This window comes from Lentzea sp. NPDC092896 (assembly GCF_044754905.1).
Taxonomy (GTDB): domain Bacteria; phylum Actinomycetota; class Actinomycetes; order Mycobacteriales; family Pseudonocardiaceae; genus Lentzea.
In genome coordinates, this window is the sequence record NZ_JBIVPX010000010.1 from 338,760 (window position 1) to 360,921 (window position 22,162).

General features: G+C 70.0%; 19 protein-coding genes. 12 read left to right on the forward strand and 7 right to left on the reverse strand.

From position 1 onward, the window contains the following. The first annotated feature begins 62 nt into the window (after positions 1-62). Together ACIQF0_RS38680 and ACIQF0_RS38685 are read left to right on the forward strand one after the other, a co-directional pair. Positions 63-752: a response regulator transcription factor gene (locus tag ACIQF0_RS38680; protein WP_360036277.1), complete on the forward strand. Its 690-nt coding sequence runs from the start codon at positions 63-65 to the stop codon at positions 750-752. Positions 753-760: 8 nt separating this feature from the next. Further along, on the forward strand, positions 761-1,993 hold the full coding sequence (locus tag ACIQF0_RS38685; protein WP_401038378.1) for a sensor histidine kinase: 1,233 nt from the start codon (positions 761-763) through the stop codon (positions 1,991-1,993). A 291-nt stretch (positions 1,994-2,284) separates the two neighbouring features. Here the strand turns inward: ACIQF0_RS38685 and ACIQF0_RS38690 are convergent, their stop codons facing one another. Further along, the gene (locus ACIQF0_RS38690) at positions 2,285-3,781 is read right to left on the reverse strand and encodes an aromatic amino acid ammonia-lyase (RefSeq protein ID WP_401038380.1); all 1,497 of its coding nucleotides are present in this window, start codon (positions 3,779-3,781) and stop codon (positions 2,285-2,287) included. Positions 3,782-3,844: 63 nt separating this feature from the next. Here ACIQF0_RS38690 and ACIQF0_RS38695 point away from each other — a divergent pair, with 63 nt between their 5' ends. From ACIQF0_RS38695 to ACIQF0_RS38720, 6 genes are read left to right on the forward strand one after another with little or no spacing between them, the layout of a single operon-like run. Further along, a complete protein-coding gene (locus ACIQF0_RS38695) occupies positions 3,845-5,389 on the forward strand; it encodes an NAD(P)-binding domain-containing protein (RefSeq protein ID WP_401038382.1) in 1,545 nt (514 codons plus the stop codon). Further along, positions 5,376-6,740 carry a class I adenylate-forming enzyme family protein gene (locus ACIQF0_RS38700; RefSeq protein WP_401038385.1) on the forward strand — a complete coding sequence of 455 codons (1,365 nt, stop codon included), beginning with the start codon at positions 5,376-5,378 and terminating at the stop codon, positions 6,738-6,740. Before ACIQF0_RS38695 ends, ACIQF0_RS38700 begins: the two co-directional genes overlap by 14 nt. An 11-nt stretch (positions 6,741-6,751) precedes the next feature. Then, positions 6,752-8,290: an NAD(P)-binding domain-containing protein gene (locus ACIQF0_RS38705; protein WP_401038388.1), complete on the forward strand. Its 1,539-nt coding sequence runs from the start codon at positions 6,752-6,754 to the stop codon at positions 8,288-8,290. Continuing rightward, a complete protein-coding gene (locus ACIQF0_RS38710; RefSeq protein ID WP_401038390.1) occupies positions 8,287-9,282 on the forward strand; it encodes an alpha-hydroxy acid oxidase in 996 nt (331 codons plus the stop codon). Before ACIQF0_RS38705 ends, ACIQF0_RS38710 begins: the two co-directional genes overlap by 4 nt. Further along, positions 9,276-10,571 (forward strand): cytochrome P450, encoded by a 1,296-nt coding sequence (locus ACIQF0_RS38715; RefSeq protein WP_401038393.1) that lies wholly within the window; start codon positions 9,276-9,278, stop codon positions 10,569-10,571. The genes ACIQF0_RS38710 and ACIQF0_RS38715 overlap by 7 nt, the downstream gene beginning before the upstream one ends. A gap of 16 nt (positions 10,572-10,587) precedes the next feature. Beyond that, positions 10,588-11,862 carry a cation:proton antiporter gene (locus ACIQF0_RS38720; protein ID WP_401038395.1) on the forward strand — a complete coding sequence of 425 codons (1,275 nt, stop codon included), beginning with the start codon at positions 10,588-10,590 and terminating at the stop codon, positions 11,860-11,862. Here the strand turns inward: ACIQF0_RS38720 and ACIQF0_RS38725 are convergent. The 3 genes from ACIQF0_RS38725 to ACIQF0_RS38735 are packed head-to-tail and all read right to left on the reverse strand — an operon-like array spanning position 11,837 to position 14,219. Then, positions 11,837-12,952 (reverse strand): glycosyltransferase, encoded by a 1,116-nt coding sequence (locus ACIQF0_RS38725; protein ID WP_401038398.1) that lies wholly within the window; start codon positions 12,950-12,952, stop codon positions 11,837-11,839. The genes ACIQF0_RS38720 and ACIQF0_RS38725 overlap by 26 nt on opposite strands. A 20-nt stretch (positions 12,953-12,972) precedes the next feature. Beyond that, positions 12,973-13,371 carry a VOC family protein gene (locus ACIQF0_RS38730; protein WP_401038399.1) on the reverse strand — a complete coding sequence of 133 codons (399 nt, stop codon included), beginning with the start codon at positions 13,369-13,371 and terminating at the stop codon, positions 12,973-12,975. Next, complete coding sequence (locus ACIQF0_RS38735; RefSeq protein WP_401038402.1) at positions 13,368-14,219, reverse strand: helix-turn-helix transcriptional regulator; 852 nt, start codon at positions 14,217-14,219, stop codon at positions 13,368-13,370. Before ACIQF0_RS38735 ends, ACIQF0_RS38730 begins: the two co-directional genes overlap by 4 nt. A gap of 146 nt (positions 14,220-14,365) precedes the next feature. Between ACIQF0_RS38735 and ACIQF0_RS38740 the strand changes: the two genes are divergently transcribed. From ACIQF0_RS38740 to ACIQF0_RS38750, 3 genes are read left to right on the forward strand one after another with little or no spacing between them, the layout of a single operon-like run. Continuing rightward, positions 14,366-15,301 (forward strand): oxidoreductase, encoded by a 936-nt coding sequence (locus tag ACIQF0_RS38740; RefSeq protein WP_401038405.1) that lies wholly within the window; start codon positions 14,366-14,368, stop codon positions 15,299-15,301. Positions 15,302-15,320: 19 nt separating this feature from the next. Beyond that, on the forward strand, positions 15,321-16,688 hold the full coding sequence (locus ACIQF0_RS38745) for an alpha/beta hydrolase fold domain-containing protein (RefSeq protein WP_401038407.1): 1,368 nt from the start codon (positions 15,321-15,323) through the stop codon (positions 16,686-16,688). A 41-nt stretch (positions 16,689-16,729) separates the two neighbouring features. Continuing rightward, complete coding sequence (locus tag ACIQF0_RS38750) at positions 16,730-17,293, forward strand: TetR family transcriptional regulator (RefSeq protein WP_401038409.1); 564 nt, start codon at positions 16,730-16,732, stop codon at positions 17,291-17,293. On the opposite strand, the gene ACIQF0_RS38755 is transcribed toward ACIQF0_RS38750, so the two are convergent. Together ACIQF0_RS38755 and ACIQF0_RS38760 are read right to left on the reverse strand one after the other, a co-directional pair. Then, on the reverse strand, positions 17,290-17,967 hold the full coding sequence (locus ACIQF0_RS38755) for a hypothetical protein (protein ID WP_401038412.1): 678 nt from the start codon (positions 17,965-17,967) through the stop codon (positions 17,290-17,292). The genes ACIQF0_RS38750 and ACIQF0_RS38755 overlap by 4 nt on opposite strands. A gap of 57 nt (positions 17,968-18,024) precedes the next feature. Then, positions 18,025-20,208: a hypothetical protein gene (locus ACIQF0_RS38760; protein WP_401038415.1), complete on the reverse strand. Its 2,184-nt coding sequence runs from the start codon at positions 20,206-20,208 to the stop codon at positions 18,025-18,027. A 214-nt stretch (positions 20,209-20,422) separates the two neighbouring features. On the opposite strand from ACIQF0_RS38760, the gene ACIQF0_RS38765 reads away from it, so the two are divergent. Continuing rightward, positions 20,423-20,623, forward strand: a complete 201-nt coding sequence (locus ACIQF0_RS38765; protein ID WP_360036233.1) for a hypothetical protein — start codon at positions 20,423-20,425, stop codon at positions 20,621-20,623. Positions 20,624-20,651: 28 nt separating this feature from the next. On the opposite strand, the gene ACIQF0_RS38770 is transcribed toward ACIQF0_RS38765, so the two are convergent. Next, positions 20,652-22,145, reverse strand: coding sequence for a hypothetical protein (locus tag ACIQF0_RS38770; RefSeq protein WP_401038417.1), 1,494 nt, complete (start codon positions 22,143-22,145; stop codon positions 20,652-20,654). Positions 22,146-22,162: the final 17 nt, after the last annotated feature.

Here is a 22,162-nt window from a genome sequence, read left to right on the forward strand (position 1 = left end):
TCGCTGTTGTCGCACCGCGATCACCTGGTTCGGCGCTGTGATCACGTGCGATCGTGGTCGCTGTGCGGACCTCTTCGAAGTTCCGGCCGATCCATCCGTTCCGGTTGCTGCTCATCGACGACGACCGGGAGCTGGTGGAACTGCTCGCCGCGGTGTTGCGCGGCGAGGGATATGACGTCGACGTCGCCTTCGACGGGCAGCGCGGGTTGCACCTGGCGCTCACCCGGCCCTACGACGTGGTGGTGATCGACCGCGCGCTGCCGGTGATCGACGGCCTGGACCTGTTGTCCCGGTTGCGTTCCCGGTCCGTGCGGACGCAGGCGCTGATGCTCACCGCGATGGGGTCGGTGCACGATCGGATCGACGGCCTCGACGCGGGTGCGGACGACTACCTGACCAAGCCGTTCGACCTGCGCGAGCTGACCGCGCGCCTGCGGGCGCTGTGCCGGCGGGCCGCCGAACTGGCCGCGGTGCTGCGCATCGGCGCCGGCCGCCTGGAGCTCGAACAACACCTGGTCGTGCTGCCCGACGGCGAGAAGGTACCGCTCACCACCAGGGAGTTCGCGCTGCTGCGGGTGCTCGCCACGCATCCCGAGACCGTGCACACGCGGGCGGCGTTGCGGCGCACGGTGTTCTGCGACGCACCCTCTCAATCCATTGTGGACACTTATGTGCACTACCTGCGTTCGAAGGTAGGACGTTCGGTCGTGCAGACGGTTCAGGGCATCGGCTATCGGTTGGGGGCTCTGTGAGGTCGTGGGTGCAGGCGGAACGTGCGGAGGTCCGGCGCGCGCGGTTGCGGGTCAGCGTGCTGGTGGGTCTGGCGATCACGCTGATGATCACGTTCGTGGGGGTGATCGCGTACGTCGTGATGGTGCACGCGCAGGAGACCCAGGTGTCGCGCGAACTCCGCTACAACGCCCAGTACGGCGTGCCGGGCATCGCGCCCCGGTGCGCGTGGGTGTTCGTGCTGGAGGACGGCGTGCTGCACCTGGGTCCGCTGGAGGTGCCGGGCGGGTTCCCCCTGCGTTCTGACATCGATGCCGTGCACGCGTCCGGCGCGTCCGTGTCCCGTGACGTGACCGCCAACGACACCGAGTACATGGTGCTCACCTCTCCCGGTGCGGACGGCACGACGGTGCAGTCGGTGTTCGACATGCGCTACCAGCTCTCCGACCGCTCGCACCTGGTGCAGGCACTGGCGATCGCGCTGCTGGCCGGCCTGCTCGTCGCGGCGCTGATCGGCCTGGGCGTCAGCCGCCGCACGGTGGGCCCGTGGGCGGAGGCGCTGGCGAGGCAACGCCGGTTCGTCACCGACGCGAGCCACGAACTGCGCACCCCGATCGCCCGCGCCTACCTGCGCGCCCAACTCCTCGCGGCCGCCGCGGACCTGCCCGACGACCAGCGCACCAACCTCGACGCGCTGGCCCGGTCGATCCGCGGCCTGGCCGACGTCGTGGACGACCTGCTGGCGTCCGCACAGCTTCACCAGCGCCTCGACGGCAGACCGGTCGACCTGGCCGACGTCGCCGAAGCCGCGGTGGTGGGCGAGACCGAACGGGCCGCCGAACGGCGGATCACCCTGTCGCTGGACCATCCCGGGCATCCGGTGGTGGTGAGCGGGATCGAGACCGGGCTGCGGCGGGCCGTGGACGAGCTGCTGGCCAACGCCGTTCGGCACACGCCCGAGGGTGGGCGGATCGCGGTGCGCGTGGGGGTGGTCGGCGGGCAGGTGGAGCTGGTGGTGGAGGACAACGGGGCGGGGTTCGAGCCGGGTGAGGCGTCCCGGTTGTTCGACCGGTTCCACCGGGGCGCCGGGGAGGGGCGGTTCGGGCTGGGGCTGTCGCTGGTGCGGGAGATCGTGACCGGGCACGGCGGGACGGTGGAGGCGGTGGGGCGGCCTGGGCTGGGGGCGCGGTTCACGTTGCGGATTCCGGTGCCGGAGCGGGACGTGGTGGCGGTGCGGGAGCGGATCACCACCGCTCGGCGGTGAGTCCGGCTCTTCTTACCGCCCGACGATCACCACCACTTGACCGCGGGTCTGGCACTCAGCACTGCGCGACGATCACCACCACTTGACCGCGGGTCTGGCACTCAGCACCACGCGGCGATCACCACCACTTGGCCGCGGGTCTGGCACTCAGCACCGCGCGACGATCACCACCGCCTGACCGTGTGCGCGCCTCGTGAAGGGCCGCGTCGCGACGGACGGCTGATGGCTCCCGCCCGCCGACAGCCGGCGGGAGCCACCACCACTGCCGGCCGTCACCGCCGACCGCGCCCCTCACCACTCCCCCGAGATCACCACCTCTGCCGCGACCCGGACGTCCACGTCCAGCGGCCTGTCCGGATCGACCGGCTCGATGGCCGCGGCCAGTGCGTCCACCAGGGCGGCGCACCGGGGCGCGGTCGGGCGGCGGCCTCCCACGTGCACGGCCTGGCGCAGTCCCAGCGCAAGCGAACCGCACAGCAGGCGCAGCAGCTCCGCGAGGTCGTAGGCGCGCAGGGCGGCCTGGGTGCCGAACGGGACCACGTCCTGGTTGTGCAGGTTGGTGGGCAGGCTCTGGGTGCTGGCGGGCAGGACGCCGCGCCTGATCTCGGCGATGAACGCGGTCGTGGCCAGTTGGACGCCCTGCAATCCGTGTTGCTGACCGGGGCCGGCGGCGAGCATCGGCGGCAGGCCGGTGTTGCGAGCCGGGTCGACGAGCAGGTCGAGCTGGCGTTCGGCCAGGTTGCCCAGGGAGGCGGTGACCATGGCCAGGACGTCGGCGGCGAACGCGGCCGGTTGGCCGAAGAAGTTGCCGCCGTGGGCGACCAGGTCGTCGCCGGGGAAGAACAGCGGGTTGTCGCTGACGCCGCCCAGATCTGCCGACACGACGCCGTCGACGTAGCGCAGGGCGTCCTCTGCGGCGCCGAGGAGTTGGGGTGAGCAGCGGATGCTGTACGGCTCCTGCAACGCGCGCAGACCCGTGGGCGTGGTGCCGTCCAGCATGGAGCGCATCCAGGACGCCACGGTGACCGCGCCGGTGTGGCCGAAGGCGGAGATCAGGCGCGGGTCGGTGAAGCCGGGGTCGGCGCCGAGGACGTCCACCAGCAGGCAGGTCAGCTCGGCCAGGGCGCGGTGGGAGGAGCGGACCGACGACTGGGCCAGCGCCAGGGCGGCGGTGGTGACGGAGGTGCCGTTGACCAGGGCCAGCGCGTCTCGGCCGTCCAGCTGCAACGCCGTCAGGCCGGCCGAGGTCAGGGCTTCGGCGGCGGGCAGGCGGACGCCGTCCAGGTACGCGTGGCCGCGGCCGCGCAGGGCCTGGGCCGCGTAGGCGAGCGGGATGAGGTCACCGCTGGCGCCCACCGAGCCATAGCGCGGGATGGCCGGGACGAACGTCGTCGCGAACATCTCGGACAGACCCGAGACGACGTGCGCGGACACTCCCGACAAGCCTTGTGCCAGCGACCAGGTCCGCACGAGCAACGCGGCTCGGGCGACGTCCAGGGGCAGGTCGGGCCCTTGACCCGCGCCGAGGTGTGCCAGGGTGTTGTCGCACTGGTCGGCCTCCGAGGCACGGCCCGCGAAGCCCACCAGAGCGCCGAAACCGGTCTTGGCGCCGTACACCGGGCGCTCGTCGTCGGCCAGCACCGTGCGCAGGTAGGCGCGGCCGCGGTCCACCCGGTCGCGGACCCCGGTTCCGACGAGCACCTCCAGTGGCGCGGACGCGCGCAGCAGGTGCGCTGGAGTCAGGGGCGAACCCAGGTCCACGGACGTGTCTGAAGCGGTCGTGGTCACCGCACGGACGGTAGGCAGCCGATCTCAGAAAGTTCTGAGATCGCGTGGGTAGCTTCCCCGTCCATGGCTCACGACTACCTGATCATCGGCGCGGGACCGGCCGGTTTGCAGCTCGCCGCACTGCTCGAGCGGGACGGTCGCGACTACGCGGTCCTCGAACGCGGCAGCGGGGCCGGCACGTTCTTCACGCGGTATCCGCGGCACCGCAAGCTCATCTCCATCAACAAGGTCCACACCGGGTTCACCGACCCGGAACAGCGGATGCGGATGGACTGGAACTCGCTGCTGCTCGACGACCCCGAGCTGTTGTTCACCCGCTACACGCCCCGGTACTTCCCGGACGCCGACGACATCGTGCGCTACTTCCAGGACTGCGCCGAGGGCCTCAACGTCCACTACGACATCGATGTCACGCGGATCTCCCGCGACGACAACGGGTTCGTCGTCGCGGACCACGGTGGACAGACGTGGCAAGCCAGGAACCTCGTGATGGCCACCGGGGTCTCCCAGCTGCACGTGCCGCCGATCCCCGGCATCGAGCACGCCGAGCGCTACGACACCTTCGACACGGACCCCGAGTCGTTCACCGACCAGCGGGTGCTCGTGATCGGCAAGGGCAACTCGGGCTTCGAGACCGCCGACGCACTGGTCGAGACCGCGGCCGTCATCCACGTCGCCGGACCGCACTCGGTGAAGCTCGCGTGGCAGACGCACTACGTCGGGCACCTGCGGGCGGTGAACAACAACTTCCTCGACACCTACCAGCTCAAGAGCGAGAACGCGGTCATCGACGGATCCATCGAACGCATCGAGCCCAGGCCAGAAGGCGGGTTCCGGATCCAGTTCCGGTACGCGCGCACGGTCGAGAAGCTGCGGGAGCTGGAGTACGACCGGATCATCGCGTGCACCGGGTTCCGGTTCGACGCCTCGATCTTCGCCGACGACTGCCGGCCCGCGCTGATCATCAAGGACCGGTTCCCGCAGCTGACCTCGGCGTTCGAGTCGACGACCGTGTCCGGCCTGTACTTCGCGGGCACGATCACGCAGTCGCGTGACTTCAAGAAGTCGACCAGCGGGTTCATCCACGGCTTCCGCTACGGCGCCCGCGCGCTGCACCGCGTCCTGAGCGCACGCAACCACGGCACCCCCTGGCACGGCGCGGATCTGGAGCTCTCGCCCGAGGCGATCAGCGACGCGCTCATCGCCAGGCTGAACAGGTCTTCCTGTCTGTGGCAGCAGTTCGCGGTCATGGGCGACGTGGTGACCGTCGACGACAGCACGGCGCGCTACACCGAGGAAGTGCCGGTCGCGTACGTGGCGGACGGCGGCCTGGGCCCTGCCGAGCACCGGTTCGTCGCGACGCTGGAGTACGGGCCCGACCACGACACCGTGGACCCGTTCGACATCACCATCCCGCGCGTCGCCGAGAACGACCCGGTCAACGCGGCCGACGCGAGCTACCTGCACCCGGTGGTCCGCTACTACCGGCACGGCGTGCTCGCCGCGACGCACCACCTGGCCGAGAACCTGGAGAACCACTGGGACATGCCGGAGGTGCACCAGCAGCCGCTGGTGGTGTTCGTGAAGGAATGCCTTGCCGGCGCGTGACGAGCCGTTCCCGCGCGCCGTGCTCGACGTGCTCGGCGCCGCCGCGGACCGGCCGGTGTTCGAGCACGGCACGCGCGTGGTGACCGGGTCCGAGATGCTCGACCTGATCGCGCGGATCGCGACCGGGTTGCGTGCTGCCGGGATCGGGCCGGGTGACGGGCTCGCGCTGCTGCTCGAGGTGAACGCGGAGGCGTTCGCGGCGATCCTGGCCGGGCACGTGGTGGGCGCGCGGGTGGTGGGAGTGCGGCCGGGGCTGACGGACGCCCAGGTGGAGCACCTGCTCGGCCTGGACGTCAAGCTGGTCGTCCGCGACACCGACGACCTCACCGGGCATCCAGCCGAACCGTTGCGCTGCCAGGGAAAACCCGACGACATCGCCCGCCTCATCCACACCAGCGGCAGCACCGGCGCACCCAAGGCGTGCGCGCAGACCTACGCGTCGATGACCAACGCCTGGACCGCCCGGCCCGACGCCTGGCCTCCCGCGATCCGGGACCTGGCCACGAGACTCGGCCGCTACCTCGTGTTCGGATCGCTGTCGAGCCAGGTGATGTTCGAGTACGCCGTGCTCACGCTGACCGCGGGAGGCACGATCGTCGTGGCCGGCAATCCGGCCGACGCGATCACCCGTCTGAAGGCCACCGCGCGCGTGATCACCGTGCCAGGACTGGCCAAGCTCGTCGCCGCGCAGAAACGCGAGCCCGCAGACCTGTCGACGTTGAAGGCGTTGCTGGTCTCGGGCTCTCCCTTGACTCCTGACCGGCACCGCGAAGCCCTGGACGTCCTGGGACCGGTGCTCTTCCACGGCTACGGCCAGACCGAGACCGGCATGATCTCGATGGCCACGCCGGCCGATCCTCCCGGCACGGTGGGAAAGCCGCCGGTGGACGTGGAGGTCCGCGACGGCGAACTGTTCGTCCGCACGCCCGGACAGGCCTGCGGGTACTGGGGCAACGAGGAGGAGTCGGCCGAGGTGTTCGTGGACGGCTGGGTCCGCACGCGTGATCTCGGCCGGTTCGACGCCTTCGGCTTCCTGCGCCTGACCGGGCGGGTCCGCGACGTCGTGATCGTCAACGCGAACCTGCACTACATCGGCCCGATCGAACAGGTCGTCGCCGAGCACCCGGACGTCGCCGAGGCCTACGTCGTCGCGGTGCCGGACGACGAGACCGGCGAGGCGGTGCACGCCTTCGTGGTCCCCAAATCCGATCGCGTCCCCGAACTCGACGAACTGCGCGAGCTCGTGACCGAACGGCTCGGCGCGGCCTGTGCCCCCGCCAAGGTCACCGCCATCGCCGAGATCCCCGTCGCCCCGAGCGGCAAGCCCGACAAGCGTCAGCTGACTGCGTGAAGGAGATCGTCGTGTCCAGCGAGGTTTCGACCGAGTATCTCGTGATCGGTGCCGGTCCGGCGGGGCTGCAGGCGTCCTACCTGCTCAAACAGGCTGGGCGCGAGCACCTGGTGCTGGAGGCCGGTGAGGCGGCGGGGACGTTCTTCACCCGCTTCCCCCGGCACCGGCAGCTGATCTCCATCAACAAGGTCTACACGGGCTGGGACGACCCGGAGCTGAACCTGCGCGTCGACTGGAACTCGTTGCTGTCCGACGATCCCGCGCTGCTGTTCACCGGCTACACCCCGCGCTACTTCCCCCACGCCGACGACATGGTCCGCTACCTCGGGGACTTCGCGGTCAAGAACGACCTGCCCGTCCGCTACGACACCAGGGCCGTGTCGGTGACCAGGCCGGACGACTTCGTGGTGCGCGACCAGCACGGCATCACCTACCGGGCGAAGCGGATCATCGTGGCGACGGGTGTCTCGCAGCAGTACGTGCCGGACATCGACGGCGTCGAGCACGCCGAGCACTACTACGACGTGTCAGTTGAGCCGCAGGAGTTCGCGAACAAGAAGGTGCTGATCATCGGGCGCGGCAACTCCGCGTTCGAGACCGCCGACGCACTGGTCGAGACGGCGTCGGTCATCCACGTCGCCGGGCCCGGTTCGCTGAAGCTGGCCTGGCAGACGCACTTCGTCGGCCACCTGCGGGCGGTGAACAACAACTTCCTCGACACCTACCAGCTCAAGTCGCAGAACGCCGTGCTGGACGGGCACATCGCGGGCATCCGCCGCGACGGCGACGACTACCTGGTGAAGGTCAGCTTCCAGCGGGTCAACGAGGTGATCAAGGAGATCCGCTACGACCGGGTGATCCTCGCGACCGGGTTCCGGTTCGACGCCTCGATCTTCGCGCCCGAGTGCCGGCCGCAGTTGACGATCAAGTCGCGATTCCCTGACCAGACGGCGGCGTGGGAGTCGGTGAACGTGCCGGACCTGTTCTTCGCGGGCACGATCACGCAGGCCAGGGACTTCAAGAAGTCGACCAGCGGGTTCATCCACGGCTTCCGCTACGGCGTCCGCGCACTGCACCGGATCGTGGAACAGCGCTACCACGGTGTGGACTGGCCCAGCCGGTCGGTCGAGGACGTCACCGACGCGATCATCGAACGGGTCAACCGGACCTCCGCGCTGTGGCAGTTGTTCGCGTTCATGTCGGACGCGGTGCTGACGCTGCGGGACGGCACGGTCCGCTACGTCGAGGAGGTGCCGGTCGCGCACCTGCACGAAGCGGTGGAGCGCGGCGAGTTCGGCGACGTGGAGTCGTACCTGACGGTGACGCTGGAGTACGGCGCGGACCACGACAAGGTCAACCCGTTCGACATCAGCGCCGGCCGCAACTCCCAGCAGGACACCAGCGGGCTCGACGGCCGCTACCTGCACCCGGTCGTGCGGCGGTTCCGCGCCGGTGAGCTGCTCGACGAGCACCACATCACCGAGAACCTCGAGAACGAGTGGGACAGCGAGACCGTCCACAAAGCACCGTTGCGGGAGTACCTGCGGTGAACCCGGTGCTCGCGGAACTGCACGACAAGGCACGCGCGGTCCTCGACCCCGTCCACTACGACTTCTTCGCGGGCGGGGTCGGGGACGAGGTCGTGCTCGTGGAGAACGAGGCCGCGTTCCGGCGCCTCGCCCTGCTGCCCAGGGTGTTGCGGGGCAGGGAGATCAGCGACGACTTCCCGTTGCTGATCTCGCCGACCGCGTTCCACCGGCTCGCCCATCCCGACGGCGAACTGGCGACGGCACGGGCGCTGTCCGGGACGACGCTGGTGTCGAGCATGGCCTCGACCGTGCCGATCGCCGACGTCGTGGCGGCCGCGACCGGACCGGTGTGGTTCCAGCTGTACGTGCAGCCCGACATGGACGTCACGGAAGCGCTGGTGCGGCGGGCGGAACGGGCCGGGTGCGCCGCGTTGGTCGTGACGGTCGACTCCCCCGTGTTCGGGCGGCATCGGCGGGACATCGCGCACGGCTTCCACGACCTGCCCGCCGGGCTGACGGCCGAGAACATGCGGGATCTGGCCGGTGAGGCACTGCGGAACATCGAGATGTCGACGGCGATCTCGTGGAGGCACGTGGACCGGATCCGGGAGATGACCGCGCTTCCGTTGTGGGTCAAGGGGGTTCTGCACCCGAAGGACGCCGTGATCGCGATGGAGCACGGCGTCGCGGGGATCGTCGTGTCCAACCACGGCGGCCGTCAGCTCGACCTCGTGCCGGCGGCGCTCGACGCGTTGCCCGCCGTCGTCGACGCGGTGGCCGGGCGGGTGCCGGTCGTGCTCGACGGTGGCGTCCGCGGCGGAGGGGACATCGCGCTGGCACTGGCACTGGGCGCGTCGGCGGCCGGGATCGGCAGGCCCGTGTTGTGGGGGCTGGCGGCGGACGGCGAGCAGGGCGTGCGACGGGTGCTCGACGTGCTGCGCGACGAGTTCCTGCACGTCGTGGCGATGTGCGGCGGCGAACTGACCCGCGACATGGTGGTGGCCCGGTGCTGAACTGGTTGCCCGCACGGGTGGTCGCGTTGCGCGCCAAGGTGTTCGAGAAGGTCAACGGGGACAACGCCATCACGTTCCCGAACGCCCAGGTCGGCCCCGACCGCTTCGAGGAGCTCTACAGCCACCCCGCCGCGAACGGCCGCAGCCGGGGCGCAGGGCTCTCGGACCTGTTCTGGTACTGGCTCTCCCCCGGCCCCGAGGTGCACCAGGAGCACCTGGAGGCAGGGCCGCGCTACGACGACGTGGCCCGCGCGACCCGCACTTTCCTCGCCGGTCCGAGCGACGCGCTGGCCGCGGCGGCGACGCGCTGCACCGCGAAGGTGCTGGACGAGGTGCTCGGCGGCCGCGTCACCGCCGTGCGGCTGCGCGACCTGATGATGCCGGTGTGGGCCGAGTACTTCTACGAGCTGGTGTTCGGCGAACCCTGTCCCCGCCTCGCACGGGACCTGATCGTCGGACACGCCACCGACGTCGTGAACTCGTTGAAGTGCACCAGCCTGCGCCACCCGGCCCGCCGCGACCGCCTCACCCGCTACCTCAAGGTGCGGCTCGCCGACGTCCGGCATCCGATGCCCGAGACGTTGTCCGAGGCCGAAAAGGTGCACTACCTGCAGGGCACCTACTTCAACACCGCCGTCGTGCAGATGGCCGAGGCGATGGCGCACCTGCTGCTCGCGCTGGCACAACATCCCGAAGCGGCGCGACGGGTCGACGACGACCGGTACTTCGCCCACGTGCTGGACGAGACGTTCCGCCTCTTCCCGTTGTTCGGCATCGCCCACCGCATCACGACCGCGGACATCGACCTGGACGAGCACACCTCGTTCCCGGCGGGTTCGGTGCTGTGCTTCAGCTATCCCGCCTACCACGCCACCGGCTACGAGAACCCGCACGAGTTCGACCCCGGCCGCTGGGAGAACACGGCGGCGCGCAACGAGCACCACATCCCGTTCGGCGTCGCCGCCAACCGCCCCTGCCCGGCCTGGCGGCTCTCCCCCATCGCGATGCGCGCGTCAGCACGGGAGGTGCTGCGCCGCGTCTCGCTGCACTCCTCGGTGACGCACACCCGCTCGTTGCCCAGCCGAGGGCCGTGCCTGCTCGTCCGCGACGGCGCAACGCCACGACGGCGTCTGGCGCTCATGCGCGTGCGCGACCGCTGGGAGGACGTCTGGCGCAGCGTCGTCCAGCTCGTGCTCGGCACCGCGATGGTGCTGCACGCCCACCGGCTCCGGCCGGCCGGGCGCTATTTCGACACGCACGACACGCAGGGTTGCCCGGTCCGGCACTGACCACAGGAGATGCCCGGTGAACCAGATCCACTTCGCGTTGCAGGTCTTCGCCGCGCTGGCGCTCGTGCTCGCCGCGACCACGCTGTGCGGACGACTCGCCATGCTGATCAAACAACCCAGGGTCGTCGGCGAGATGGTCGCCGGCGTGCTGCTGGGCCCCGCGCTGTTCGGCGCCATCGCCCCCGGCGTGCAGGCCCAGATCTTCCCCGCCGACGTCAAGAGCACCCTCTACGTGCTCAGCACGATCGGGCTCACGTTCTACATGTTCCTCGTCGGGTCCTCTTTGGACCACGGACTCACCACGGGTGCCAACGCGCGCAAGGCATCGATCCTCGCCATCTCCGGCATCGTGCCCACGTTCCTGCTCGGCGCCGGCGCCGCGGTGCTCTTCTTCGACACGCTGAGCCCCGAGGGAACGCAGCTCTGGGTGTTCATGCTGTTCATCGGCGGCGCCCTGTCGATCACCGCCTTCCCCATGCTCGCGCGGATCCTGCAGGAACGCGGCATCGCGAACACCCCGATCGGCGGCCTCACCCTGGTCGCCGCCGCGATCGACGACGCGGTGGCGTGGGGCTTCCTCGCGCTGATCATCGCCGTCGGCACGTCCGGCAGCCCGTCCGGCGCGCTGCGCACCATCCTGGGCGCGGCGATCTTCGCCGTCCTCATGCTCACCGTCGGCCGCAAGCTGCTCGCCAAGCTCGGGGAACGCGCCGAACGCGACGGCAAGCTCAGCCGCGACATGGTCGCCGTGATCCTGCTCCTCGTCCTGCTCGCCGGCTGGTACACCGACCTCATCGGCGTGTTCTCGGTGTTCGGCGGGTTCATCACCGGTCTCGCGATGCCGAAGTCGACGATCGTGCGCCAGGAACTCGAAGCCAAGCTCTCCGACCTGAACTCGATCCTGTTGCTGCCGGTGTTCTTCGCGTTCAGCGGCCTCAACACACGCGTCGACGGCTTCGGCTCCGGTGGCGCGCTGTGGTTCCCGCTCGCGGTGATCATGCTGGCCGCGTTCGCCGGCAAGTACCTGGGCTGCGGGCTCGTGGTGCGCGCCCAGGGCTACTCGTGGCGCTACGCCTCCGCGGTCGGCGGCCTGATGAACGCCCGCGGCCTGATGATCCTGATCTTCATCAACATCGGCCTGGCCTACGACCTGGTGACACCCGAGATGTTCGCGATCCTGGTCGCCGTCGCGATCGTGACCACCGCCGCGGCCATGCCGATCTACCGCGCCTCCCTGCCCGAACACCTGGAGGCGCAGGCCGACGTCAGGACCCCTGCACCAGTTCGCTGAGACGTGCGACCACGGCGGCCGGGGCCGGCATCTCCGCGATCTCGGCCGCCGTGGCCGCGGCGACCTCCCGCGCGGCCGGGTCGTCGAGCAGATGGCCCGCTTTCGCGGCGATGGCGTCAGCGGTGATCTCCTCGCCGACGAGCTTCGCCCCCGCGCCGGTCTCGGCGAGCACGTCGGCGTTGACGAACTGATCGGCGCCCTGCGGCAGCACCAGTTGCGGCAGGCCGGCCGCGAGCGCGCCCAGAACCGTGCCCGTTCCACCGTGGTGCACCACGAGTTCGGCCTGCTGCAGCACCTCCGCCTGCGGCACGAACCCGGCGACCCGCACGTTCGCCGGCACGTCGCCCAGCAGCGCGGGATCACCGGGTCCGACCGCCACCAGGACCGTGACCGGCAGCCGGGCGAGGCCGTCGATCGCCCGCCGCAGCACGGCCGTCTCACCGAACGACACCGTGCCGAGCGTCAGGTACACCAACGGTTTCGTGGTGACGATCTCCGGCATCGGCACGTCCAGGTCGAACGCCGTCGGCCGCTGCCGCAACACCGTGGGCAGCGCCGCGACGACCGGATCGCGGACGGTGTCCGGCCACAGGTCGATCGCGACGTCCCCCATCATCAGGTCGGCGGGCGCGGCGCCGTCCCACATCCAGGCCATCTCCCCCGCCGCCATCCGCTGGATCGCGGGCGGCATGGACCGTCCGATCACGTGCGAGACGAACGGGATCCCGGCGTCGCGGGCGGCCTTCGCGGCACCGGTGTCGCTCTGCTCGTAGACGACCAGATCCGGCTTGATCCGCGGCAGCAGGACGCCGAGGTCCCGGACCGTCGCCCGCGGCAGCACGTCCGCGAACATCGTGATCAGCAGTCGCGGCACCTCCGCGTCGCCGTGCCGCCGGCGGGCCTCGGTCTCGGCCTCGCCGATCGAGATGCCCGACGCGTGGGCCTCGAAACCCAGCTCCCGCGCCTTCTCCACGAAGCTCGGGCCGATCGCGAACACGACCTCGTGTCCGGCCTGCTGTGCCGCACGGGCGAGCGGAACCAGCGGGAACAGGTGCCCGTAGGCGGGGCGGCACGAGAAGAGGATGCGCACCCCGTCCAGATTAGCGATCTTCAGTGCTGGTAGCTCTTGTAGACCGCTTCCAGGCTGTAGCCGTCCGGGTCGAACACGTTCGCGGCGTAGTAGCGCGGGTCGTAGTACTCGCGGGCGCTGGGCGGGCCGTTGTCCTTCGCCCCCGCCTCGATCGCCGCGATGTGGAAGGCGTTCACCTCGTCCTGGCTCGTCGCGACGAACCCGACGTGCACCGCCCTCGCGTCGGCCTCGCCCTCGCGCAGCCACAGGAACAACCTGCCGTCGCGGCCGAAGCCCTTGAGGTCCGGGTGCCCGGCCGGGCCGTCTGCACCGTCGTAGTCGACGAGGTGGCCGATGCCCAGCGGGGCCAGTGCGCGTTCGTAGAAGCCGATCGAGCGTTCGATGTCGGAAACCGTCAGAAACACGTGGTCAAGCGTCATGTCCCCGAAGGTAGATCCCTATCCGGACGCGATCGGTCCGCATTGTGCTCGGCGAGTTCCAGAGCGCGCCGCCGGACCTCCGCACGCACCTCGTCCGGAGCCAGCACCGACAGCGGAATGCCCAGGCGCACCAGGAATCCGGCGATGGAACCGGCGTCCGTGCCGCCGATCTCGACGATCGTCGCTCGTGGACCGTCCGCGCGGTGCTCGCCCGCTGTGGGCGGGATGAGGGTGATCACTTCGGCGAGCGGTCGCGGGATGCGCACGGTGGCGTAGAGCGGATAGGCGCTCGTCAGGGTGCTCGCCACGAGTTGCGCGGCGTCCGGCGGGTTGTCGAGGCGCACCACGCGGCCCGTTGGGCGGGCCTCGGTCACCCGGTCCGCGCGGAACGTCCGCCACGCGTCCTTCGACACGTCGCGCGCCACCAGGTACCAGCGGTGGCCGGTGTGCACCAGGCGGTGTGGATCGGCCTCGCGAACGCTCTCGCGGCCGTTCATGTCCCGATAGGACAGTCGGATGCGCTCGCTCTTGCGGCACGCCATGGCCAGTACCGCGAGCGTGCTGAGCGAGACCTCCCCCACCGGGGTCGTCTGCTCCACCGCGTCGTCGATCGCGCCGAGTCTCGTGATCGCCGTGGCGGGCAGCCGGACGACCTCCGCGAGCTGGTAGCCGCCCCAGCGGCCGGGATCGGAGCGCACGTCGTAGCCGAGGTCGCGCAGCCTGGTGATGTCGCGGCGCACCGTGCGCTCGGTGATGCCGACCCGGCCGGCCAGTTCCGCCGCCGTCCAGCTCTGCCGGGACGACAGGACCGTCAACAGCTGCAGTAGCCGGGACGAGGTGGTGAGCACCGGTCCATTGTGGCGCGTCGGCCTGACTTCAGCCTGAACTGAAGTTATAGATACGCTCACACTCAACTACTGAATGAACGTTCATTTGACAGCGCCGTCGCCTCGTGTCACCTTGTAAATGAATGAACGTTCATTAGGAGGCAGACATGAGCCACTCCACGACGCAGCGGGCCACGACGCGGTGGTCCCCCGACGACATCGGCGACCTGAGCGGCCGGACCGCGCTGATCACCGGCGCGAACAGCGGGATCGGGCTGGAGACCGCCCGCGTCCTCGCTGGTCACGGCGCCCGCGTCCTCCTCGCCGGGCGCAGCCTGGACAAGCTGGGCGCGGCGGCCGATTCCCTGCTCGCGGACCAGCCCGGCGCGAGGCTGGACACGCTCGTGCTCGACCTGGGATCGCTGGCCTCGATCGCCGCGGCGGCGGAGCGGCTGGCCGCAACCGAGACGGTCGACCTGCTGCTCAACAACGCCGGTGTCATGAACGTACCCAGCCGCCGCACCACCACCGACGGGTTCGAGCTGACCTTCGGCACCAACCACCTCGGGCACTTCGCGTTCACCGCGGGCGTCCTGCCCGCTCTGCGCCGGGCCGAGTCCGCCCGCGTGATCACGGTCAGCGCGCTCGCCGCCGCCTGGCCGAACGGCAAGCTCACCGACCTCATGAGCGAGAAGCGCTACGGCGCGATGACCGCCTACGCCAAGTCCAAGCGCGCCAATGTCGTGTTCACCCAGGAACTCGCACGGCGTCTGGAAGGCACCTCCATGACGGCCGCCGTGGTGCACCCCGGTTCGGCCGTCACCAACCTGCAACGCCACAGCGAGGGCCTGCTGGCCAGGGCCGGGGTCGCGCTGCTGCGCCGCGTCGCCATGGGCTCGCCCGAAGGCGCGGCCTGGCCGTCGCTGTACGCGGCGACCTCTCCCGAGGTCGTGAACGGCGCCTACTACGGGCCGGCCGGCACCGATCAGACGTCCGGCGCACCGAAGCAGGTCAAGCTCCCGCGCGGTGCGGGCGATCCGGCCGAGGGCGCGGGTCTGTGGCACGAGAGCGAACGACTCACCGGCATCCGCTTCACCATCTGATCCCGAAAGGACTCACGCCATGCCTGCCATCGGCTCACGTGTCACCGGCATCGATCCCACCGTCCTCGACGCCCAACGCGCCATCAACGCCGCGCTCGCGACGATGCCCCACCCGGACGTGCGCACGCCGGACGGACTCGCCGCGTTGCGCACCGGCACCACGCACAACCTGGGTACACCCCAGCTGACACCGGCCGACCGCCACGTCGACGGCCTGGTCCGCCTTCGCGTGTTCGTTCCGGAACAGCCGCGCGCGGTGCTGTACCGCGTCCACGGCGGAGGGTGGGCCGCCGGCTCCCCCGAGGACGACGACCTGCTCAACGACCTCATCGCCCGCGCCACCGGCGCCGTCGTGGTGAGCCCGGACTACCGGCTGACCCCCGAGGTCACCGTCGTGGAGCAGATCCAGGACGTCGTCGAGGGCGCGCGGTGGCTCGGCCGGCACGCCGAGGCCGAGTTCGGCACGGACACCCTCCTCATCGGCGGGATCTCCGCCGGAGCCCACCTCGCCGTCACGAGCCTGCTCGCGTTGCGGGACATGGGTGATCCGGTGTTCGGGAAGTTCGCCGGTGCCGTGCTCGACTGCGGTCCCTACGACCTCGCCATGTCCCCCAGCGCCGCGGCCGCGACCGACGACACCCTGGTGCTGACCCGGTCGTGGCTGGACGGCCTGCTGGACCTCGGACTGCCGGACCACACCCTCGCCCAGCGCCGCGACCCGGCACTGTCCCCCGCGCTGGCCGACCTGAGCGGCCTGCCTCCGGCCCTGCTCACCGTGGGCGAACTGGATCCGCTGCTGGACGACTCGATCCTGCTCGCCGCCCGGCTGCGGCTGGCGGGCTCCGAGGCCGACCTGGACGTGTGGCCGGAGGGCGCGCACGCGTTCACCAACATGGGCACCCCGCTCGGTGAGGTCGCGGCGCACCGCACCACCTCGTGGATCAACGCCCTCCTCGACCGCGTGCCGCGCAACGATCCCGCAGCGGTCGTGCACGGGTTCGTGAACGAGGTTCTCAACGGCGGCGACATCGATGCCGTCGACCGGTTCTGGCACCACGACCTGAAGTGGCACGCGGGCAGCATCGGTGACATCAAAGGCATCGACGACTACCGGGCCTCGTTGCGGGCCGCCGTCGACGGAGCGTTCACGGGCATGCACCTGACCGTCCACGACACACTGGTCGACGGCGACACGGTCGTGCTGCGCTTCACCAACAGCGGCACGCACAACGGCCCGTTCCTCGGCGTCGAGGCAAGCGGCAAGCACGCCGCGTGGGACGGAATCGGCATCTACGCGGTCCGCGACGGCAAGATCGCCGAGGCGTGGTTCGGCGAGGACGCCCTGGGCATGCTCGTCCAGCTCGGTGCCGTCACGCTGCCCGGCTGAGCCCGTTTGTCGAATGAACGTTCACTAGGGATAGTGGTGCGGTGCGGACCCGAGACCCCGAACGCAAGCGGCAGCAGCTCCTGGAAGGCGCGCTCGCCGAGTTCGCCGAGCACGGCATCGGCGGGGCGCGCGTGGACCGCATCGCCACACGGGCCGGAGTGAGCGCGGGCCTGGTCTACTCGTTCTACGAGAACAAAGAGGGCCTGTTCGAGGCCGTCTACGACTCGATCGTCGAGCAGACCGTGACCGCGATCCCGATCGACGCCGACAACCTCCCCGAGTACGCGGGCGGCCTGTACGACGCCGGCCTCCAGCATCCCGAGGTGATGCGGTTCGTCGCCTGGTACGCCCTGGAACGCGGTGACTCCGGCCAGGCCGAACGGCCGAGCGTCGCCAAGTCCATGGCCGCCAAGACCGCGGCCATCGAGGACGCGCAACGCCGGGGGGTCGTGACCGGCGACCGGAGCGCGGCCGAGCTGCTCGCACTCGTCCTGACCGTGGCCAACATGTGGCAGCGGCTGGGAGAGGACGTGCGCGGCCTGGTCGCGGAGACCGAACGGCGCCGCGTCGTCGTGGACACGGTCAGGCAGCTGGTCACGCCCTAGACGTCACCGCATCCGGACTCGCCCGGCAGCAACGGCCGGAACACCACGACGAACGACGACGTGCCGATGCGGAACACCGTGCCCTTCGGCACGTCGCCCGCGAACCCCTCCACCTGCGCGGCGTCCAGCACCACGCAGGAGCCGGCGTCGATCTTCGTCTCCGGTGGTGCGAACGGCCACGGGCGCGCGTCCGGTGACGAAGCGGGCCCCCACGCCACGGCGGCGATCTTCGTCGGGCGGTAGGGCGTCGCCGTGCCGTCCACGTGCAGCGTCGAGTGGAACGCGGCCAGCTCGCCCTCCGGGTTCGCGGCCCTGGTGACGAACCGGTGACCGCCGGAGTTCAGCACGAACACCTGCGTGTACCCGTCGATCACCGAGTCGTTGTGGATGTCCTGATCTCGGTCGAGTCCCGCGTCGTGAGCGTCCTCGTAGAAGTCCGCCGCCTTCTCATGTCCTATGTGGACCGTCTCGGCGGTCTGCAGCGCGCCTGCCGCCTGGCCCGGCCGGATGACCGTGCCGTCGCCGTAGAGGCTGAACTCCGGCAGCTCGGCGGGCCGAGGGCTGGGCATGCCGACCAGCTGCTTCGCCTGGAGCGCGAGCCCGTCCGGCAACGCGGGAGCGTCCGCCCCGCACCCGGTCAGCACGATCGCGCACAACGCCAGGAACCACCGCATCACGTTTCCCCCTGTTCGGGGGTTGCCCCAGGACGGGCCTGGGGCAACCCCTCATGGTCAGGAGACGGAAAGCGTGTACGTTCCGTTGCCCGCCTTGTTCACCAGAACCACGCTGTAGCAGTCCAGCGCAGGTCCGGGCGTGGTGTACTCGATCTGTTCCGCCTCACCGGGTCCGTGGCCGGTCGACGACGCGGCGGCCTGAGCCCGTGACGCGATGACCGGACGACTGCCGTCGGACGACATGACGAACAGCTGCGCGTCCTGGCTCGCGTTGTCCGGCGTCGCGGTGACGGTGAACTTGACACCCGCCTCGACGCAGTGGTCGCGGACGACCACCACGTTGTCGTCGCCCATCGCGAACTTCTCCTCCGGACGCAACTGGTTCGTGCCGTTCGCGAACTGGATCCGGTAGTCGCCGGCCCCGCTCACGTGGGTCACCTCCGGGTAGAAGTCCCCGGCGGGGCGGCCTCCCTGGTTCGTGTCGATCGCGATGAAGTCCACCTCGCCCTGGCCCGCCACGCTCGCGGCCAGCTGCTGGCGCAGCTCGGGATCGTCGTAGAGACGCAGGTCGTAGTCGGCGTTGGCCGGCGGGCGCAATGCGACGACCGACCAGAACGCGACCGACGTGTCGACCCGGTACCGGTGCGGCTGGTTCGGCCCCGGCGCGGGACGGGTGCGCGTCTGGTAGTCACCCAGCGGCTCGCGGAACCCGTAGTCGATCGTGTTCTGGTACAGCGCGGCCAGCGGACCGGGGCCGACGTCGAACGTCGCCTGCCCGCGCTGGCGCCAGAACTCGGCGAGGTTGGACGACCGGTAGCGCAGGAACGTCTGCCAGATCTCGGTGTACGGGTTCTCCGTCCGCGAGTCCCAGTAGGGCTCGTTGTTCGCGTCCACGAGGTCGAGCAACGCCCCCGCGACGCGGCCCTCGACGCCGTCACCGTTGTCCCAGTTCGGATCGCCCCAGGTCACGTTCTCCAGCTCGACGGTGAAGCCGTCGCCGCGGTACTCGTGGTCGTTGAACACCGCGGCCTGGTACCAGTCCGCGAAGCCCTCGGTCCACGCGCAGTTCGCACCGCTCTCCCTGGTGATGAAGTGCGGAGAGGGGCAGTTGGAGGTCGGGAAGCCGTTGTTGTACACGTCGTCCATCACGGCGTGCCCGAGCTCGTGCACCACGATGCTGCGGAAGTCCGGCGCGTTGGCGCGCAGGTGGACCTCGTCGTCATCGCGGTCGTAGTGGTTGTTCGTCGGGTTGTAGTCCCAGCGCCAGTTGAAGTCGACGCGCCGGCAGTCGTGGTCGTCCGCGTCCCAGCAGTCGCTCGGAGTCCAGTCCGACGCGGTGTTGATCTCGTCGAACGCCTCCACCGCCCGCATGTACCGCGGGTCGGTCGGCTGCTGGGCGCCGAACGACAGGGTGCGCCCGTCACCGACGTCGTTCATCGTCGCGGTGCGGAAGTTGTACGGGTCGTCGTCGAACTCGACGCCCCAGGAACCGTTCTGCGCCACGAACTTCAGGTACACGTCGGCGCCACCGGAGAAGTCGTCGTTCGGGAAGCACAGCCGGAACGCGCCGTTCCCGTCGGTGAGCGCGGTGCCGAGCAGGTCATCCGGCCCGTTGTCGTCGTCCCACGCCTCGACCAGGAAGTTCGCCGCGGTGCGGAACGTCCCGGTGTGATCCCGGTAGTTCCAGCTGCCCGTCGCGCACACCGGCGCGGCCTGCGCCCGTGGCGGGTCGTCGCTGTGCGGCTTCGGCGCCTGCACCGCCGCGGCGGCCGGCGCCAGCCACGGCGTGGCCCGCGTCGATACCACTCCGGCGGGAATCTGCGTCGTGGCACCGGTTTCCGCACGACTGCCCAGGTAGGACGACTTGCCGTCGGCGCCGATCGTGGCCGCCGCGACGAACGTGTCCGAGTTCAGCTCGGGACTCACCGGCGCGACCGCACGTACGGTGACCAGCAACGTTCCGGCGCTCACCGCCTTGACCGCACCCTTGAACCGCACCGTCCGCCCAGCGGAGAGGTCCGTCGTCGTGGTGGCACGGCCGACCTTGCCGAAGTCGGTCGGGACCGCCGAGGCGACGTCCCTCACCGACAACCCGTCCGGAACCGCGCTCCAGCCGGCGATTCCCGGCACGTCCGCGTCGATCCGGACGCCTTTCAAGTCCACATCGGACGTGATTTCGAAGCTGACCTGCGCGGTCTCACCGACCCCAGGCGCTCTGTCCAGCTCCGCTTTCGCATGCACACAACGGATCTCACACTTGGCCGGTGCGGCGACCGCTTGCGTCGCCACCACCCCGGAACCCACCAGAATCATTGCAGCACAAAGAGAACTTGCTAATCGCACGAATCCCCCTACGGCAACCGCACCAGCGGCCTACGCCGAACTCCCCCGAGTTCCCCAGGGCGTGCCCCGGTGCGTTCTCACCATAGCGCGCACATCAAGGGATGATGGGGACATGACTGAACCGGACTACACCGAAGACGGCGTGCCCACGTTCGACTATGTCCGCGACAAGATCGAAGGCCGGAACCTCACCAGCGAGGCCGCCACCGAACTGGCCGGAGATCCGCAGAACACCCAGGACCAGTTCGACCGGCGTGAGGAGGCGGGCCGCGACCGGCTGGAGGAGATCCGCAAGTCGTTGCGCGGCGAGTGACGGGGGCCTTCCCCAGCGATGTGCGCGATCACGCGCCGCAGATGCCCGCGATCGACGCGGCGCGATCGCAGTAGGTGCCGCCTGCGAGCGGCTCGGTGATGACGCCGTTGGCGAGCTTGATCGTGGCGGTCTGCCCGATCTTGGGCGGGGACTGCGGAAACACCCAGTCGTGCAGGGTGACCGAGGTGACCGTGATGGTCGCGGTCGCCGCGGCGCGGGTGCCCTGCGGAGCGGACACCGTGAACGCCAGGTCGACGATCGGGTGGCAACAGCCATCGCCCACGTGCTCCTTCGCGTGTCCGTCGGGGGTGATGGTCAGCGAACGCGTGTGTCCTAGCCAGTCTCCGGCGAAGACGGACAGGTCCACCGCGGGCTTGGCGCGCGCGATCTCGACGCGGTACGTGCTGTTGCCGTTGAACCGGTCCACGATCGCCTTCCATTGGCCGGCGACGTACGCGACGACCGGTTCGGCGGCCAGGATCGGTGCCAGCAGGAACCCTCTGGGACCGAACACATCCGTGATCATCTTGGCGTTCAGGCAACCCGCGACCAAATCACCGCTGCCCTTGCCGAGGCTTCCGGCGCACGACTGAACGGCCAGGATCTTGTTGGTGATCTCGGCCGCCCGCACGCCTGATCCCGCGGCGAATCGAGTGAGAGCCTGCACCAGCGCGGTGACGGTCGCGTGCAACGCGTAAAGCGAGTGCCCGATGTCATCGGCCTCCGTGGTGATGGCAGCACTAGCTCCAGCCGCCAGGTCGGCGTTGAACGCGACCGTTCCACCTGGAGCGATGACTGCCTTGTCGCCCACCGCGATCCGGCTCAACGAAGGCCACTGAGCCCAGTCCACGGCGTTCTCGATCACGTCCATGCCGCGGTGGGACGCGAGCAGCGGATAGCCACGACGGTTCGTCACCTTGAGGACGCGAATGCCTGCGTTGCCCTCGCCGAGGCACCACGCCAAGGCGTCACCAGGACCGGAAGCAGCAGAGTAGCCCTCGCCGCGCGCACCCTGCTCGTTGTCACAGGAGGGTGCGCCGGCGATCTGGGGCACGCCACCGGCGAGGCCGTCCACGAAGTCGCGTTCGAAGCGTTCGACGGCCTGGTCCAGGTCGTACTCCAGAACGCCGAAGTAGCCGAACCTGGTGGTGGTGAAGGAGACCGACGTGCGATCGGCAGCCACAACGGCCGGCAGGTACTCCCACGGATCGGCGGTGCTCGACCTCGTCACGACGACGGCCACGTAGATCTGCGCGATCGGTACCGGCATCCGCACGGTCACCGTCGCCTGCGCGGGCAGGACACCGGACGGGCTCAGCTCGTAGACGGCGGAGATGAAACGCAGGTCCGGAGCGGGTGGTTCGCCCGAGCCCAGACTTCGCGTGTGCACCTCGACACCGGGCGCGACGACCTCGACCTCAGGCGTCGACGGCGCCTGCGGAAGGGCGTCACATCCGGCCAGGACGAGCAGAACGATCACGACGATCGCCAAACGACCAGAGAACCTCATGGTTGTCGCCACGGCGGGCCTCCGTTCTG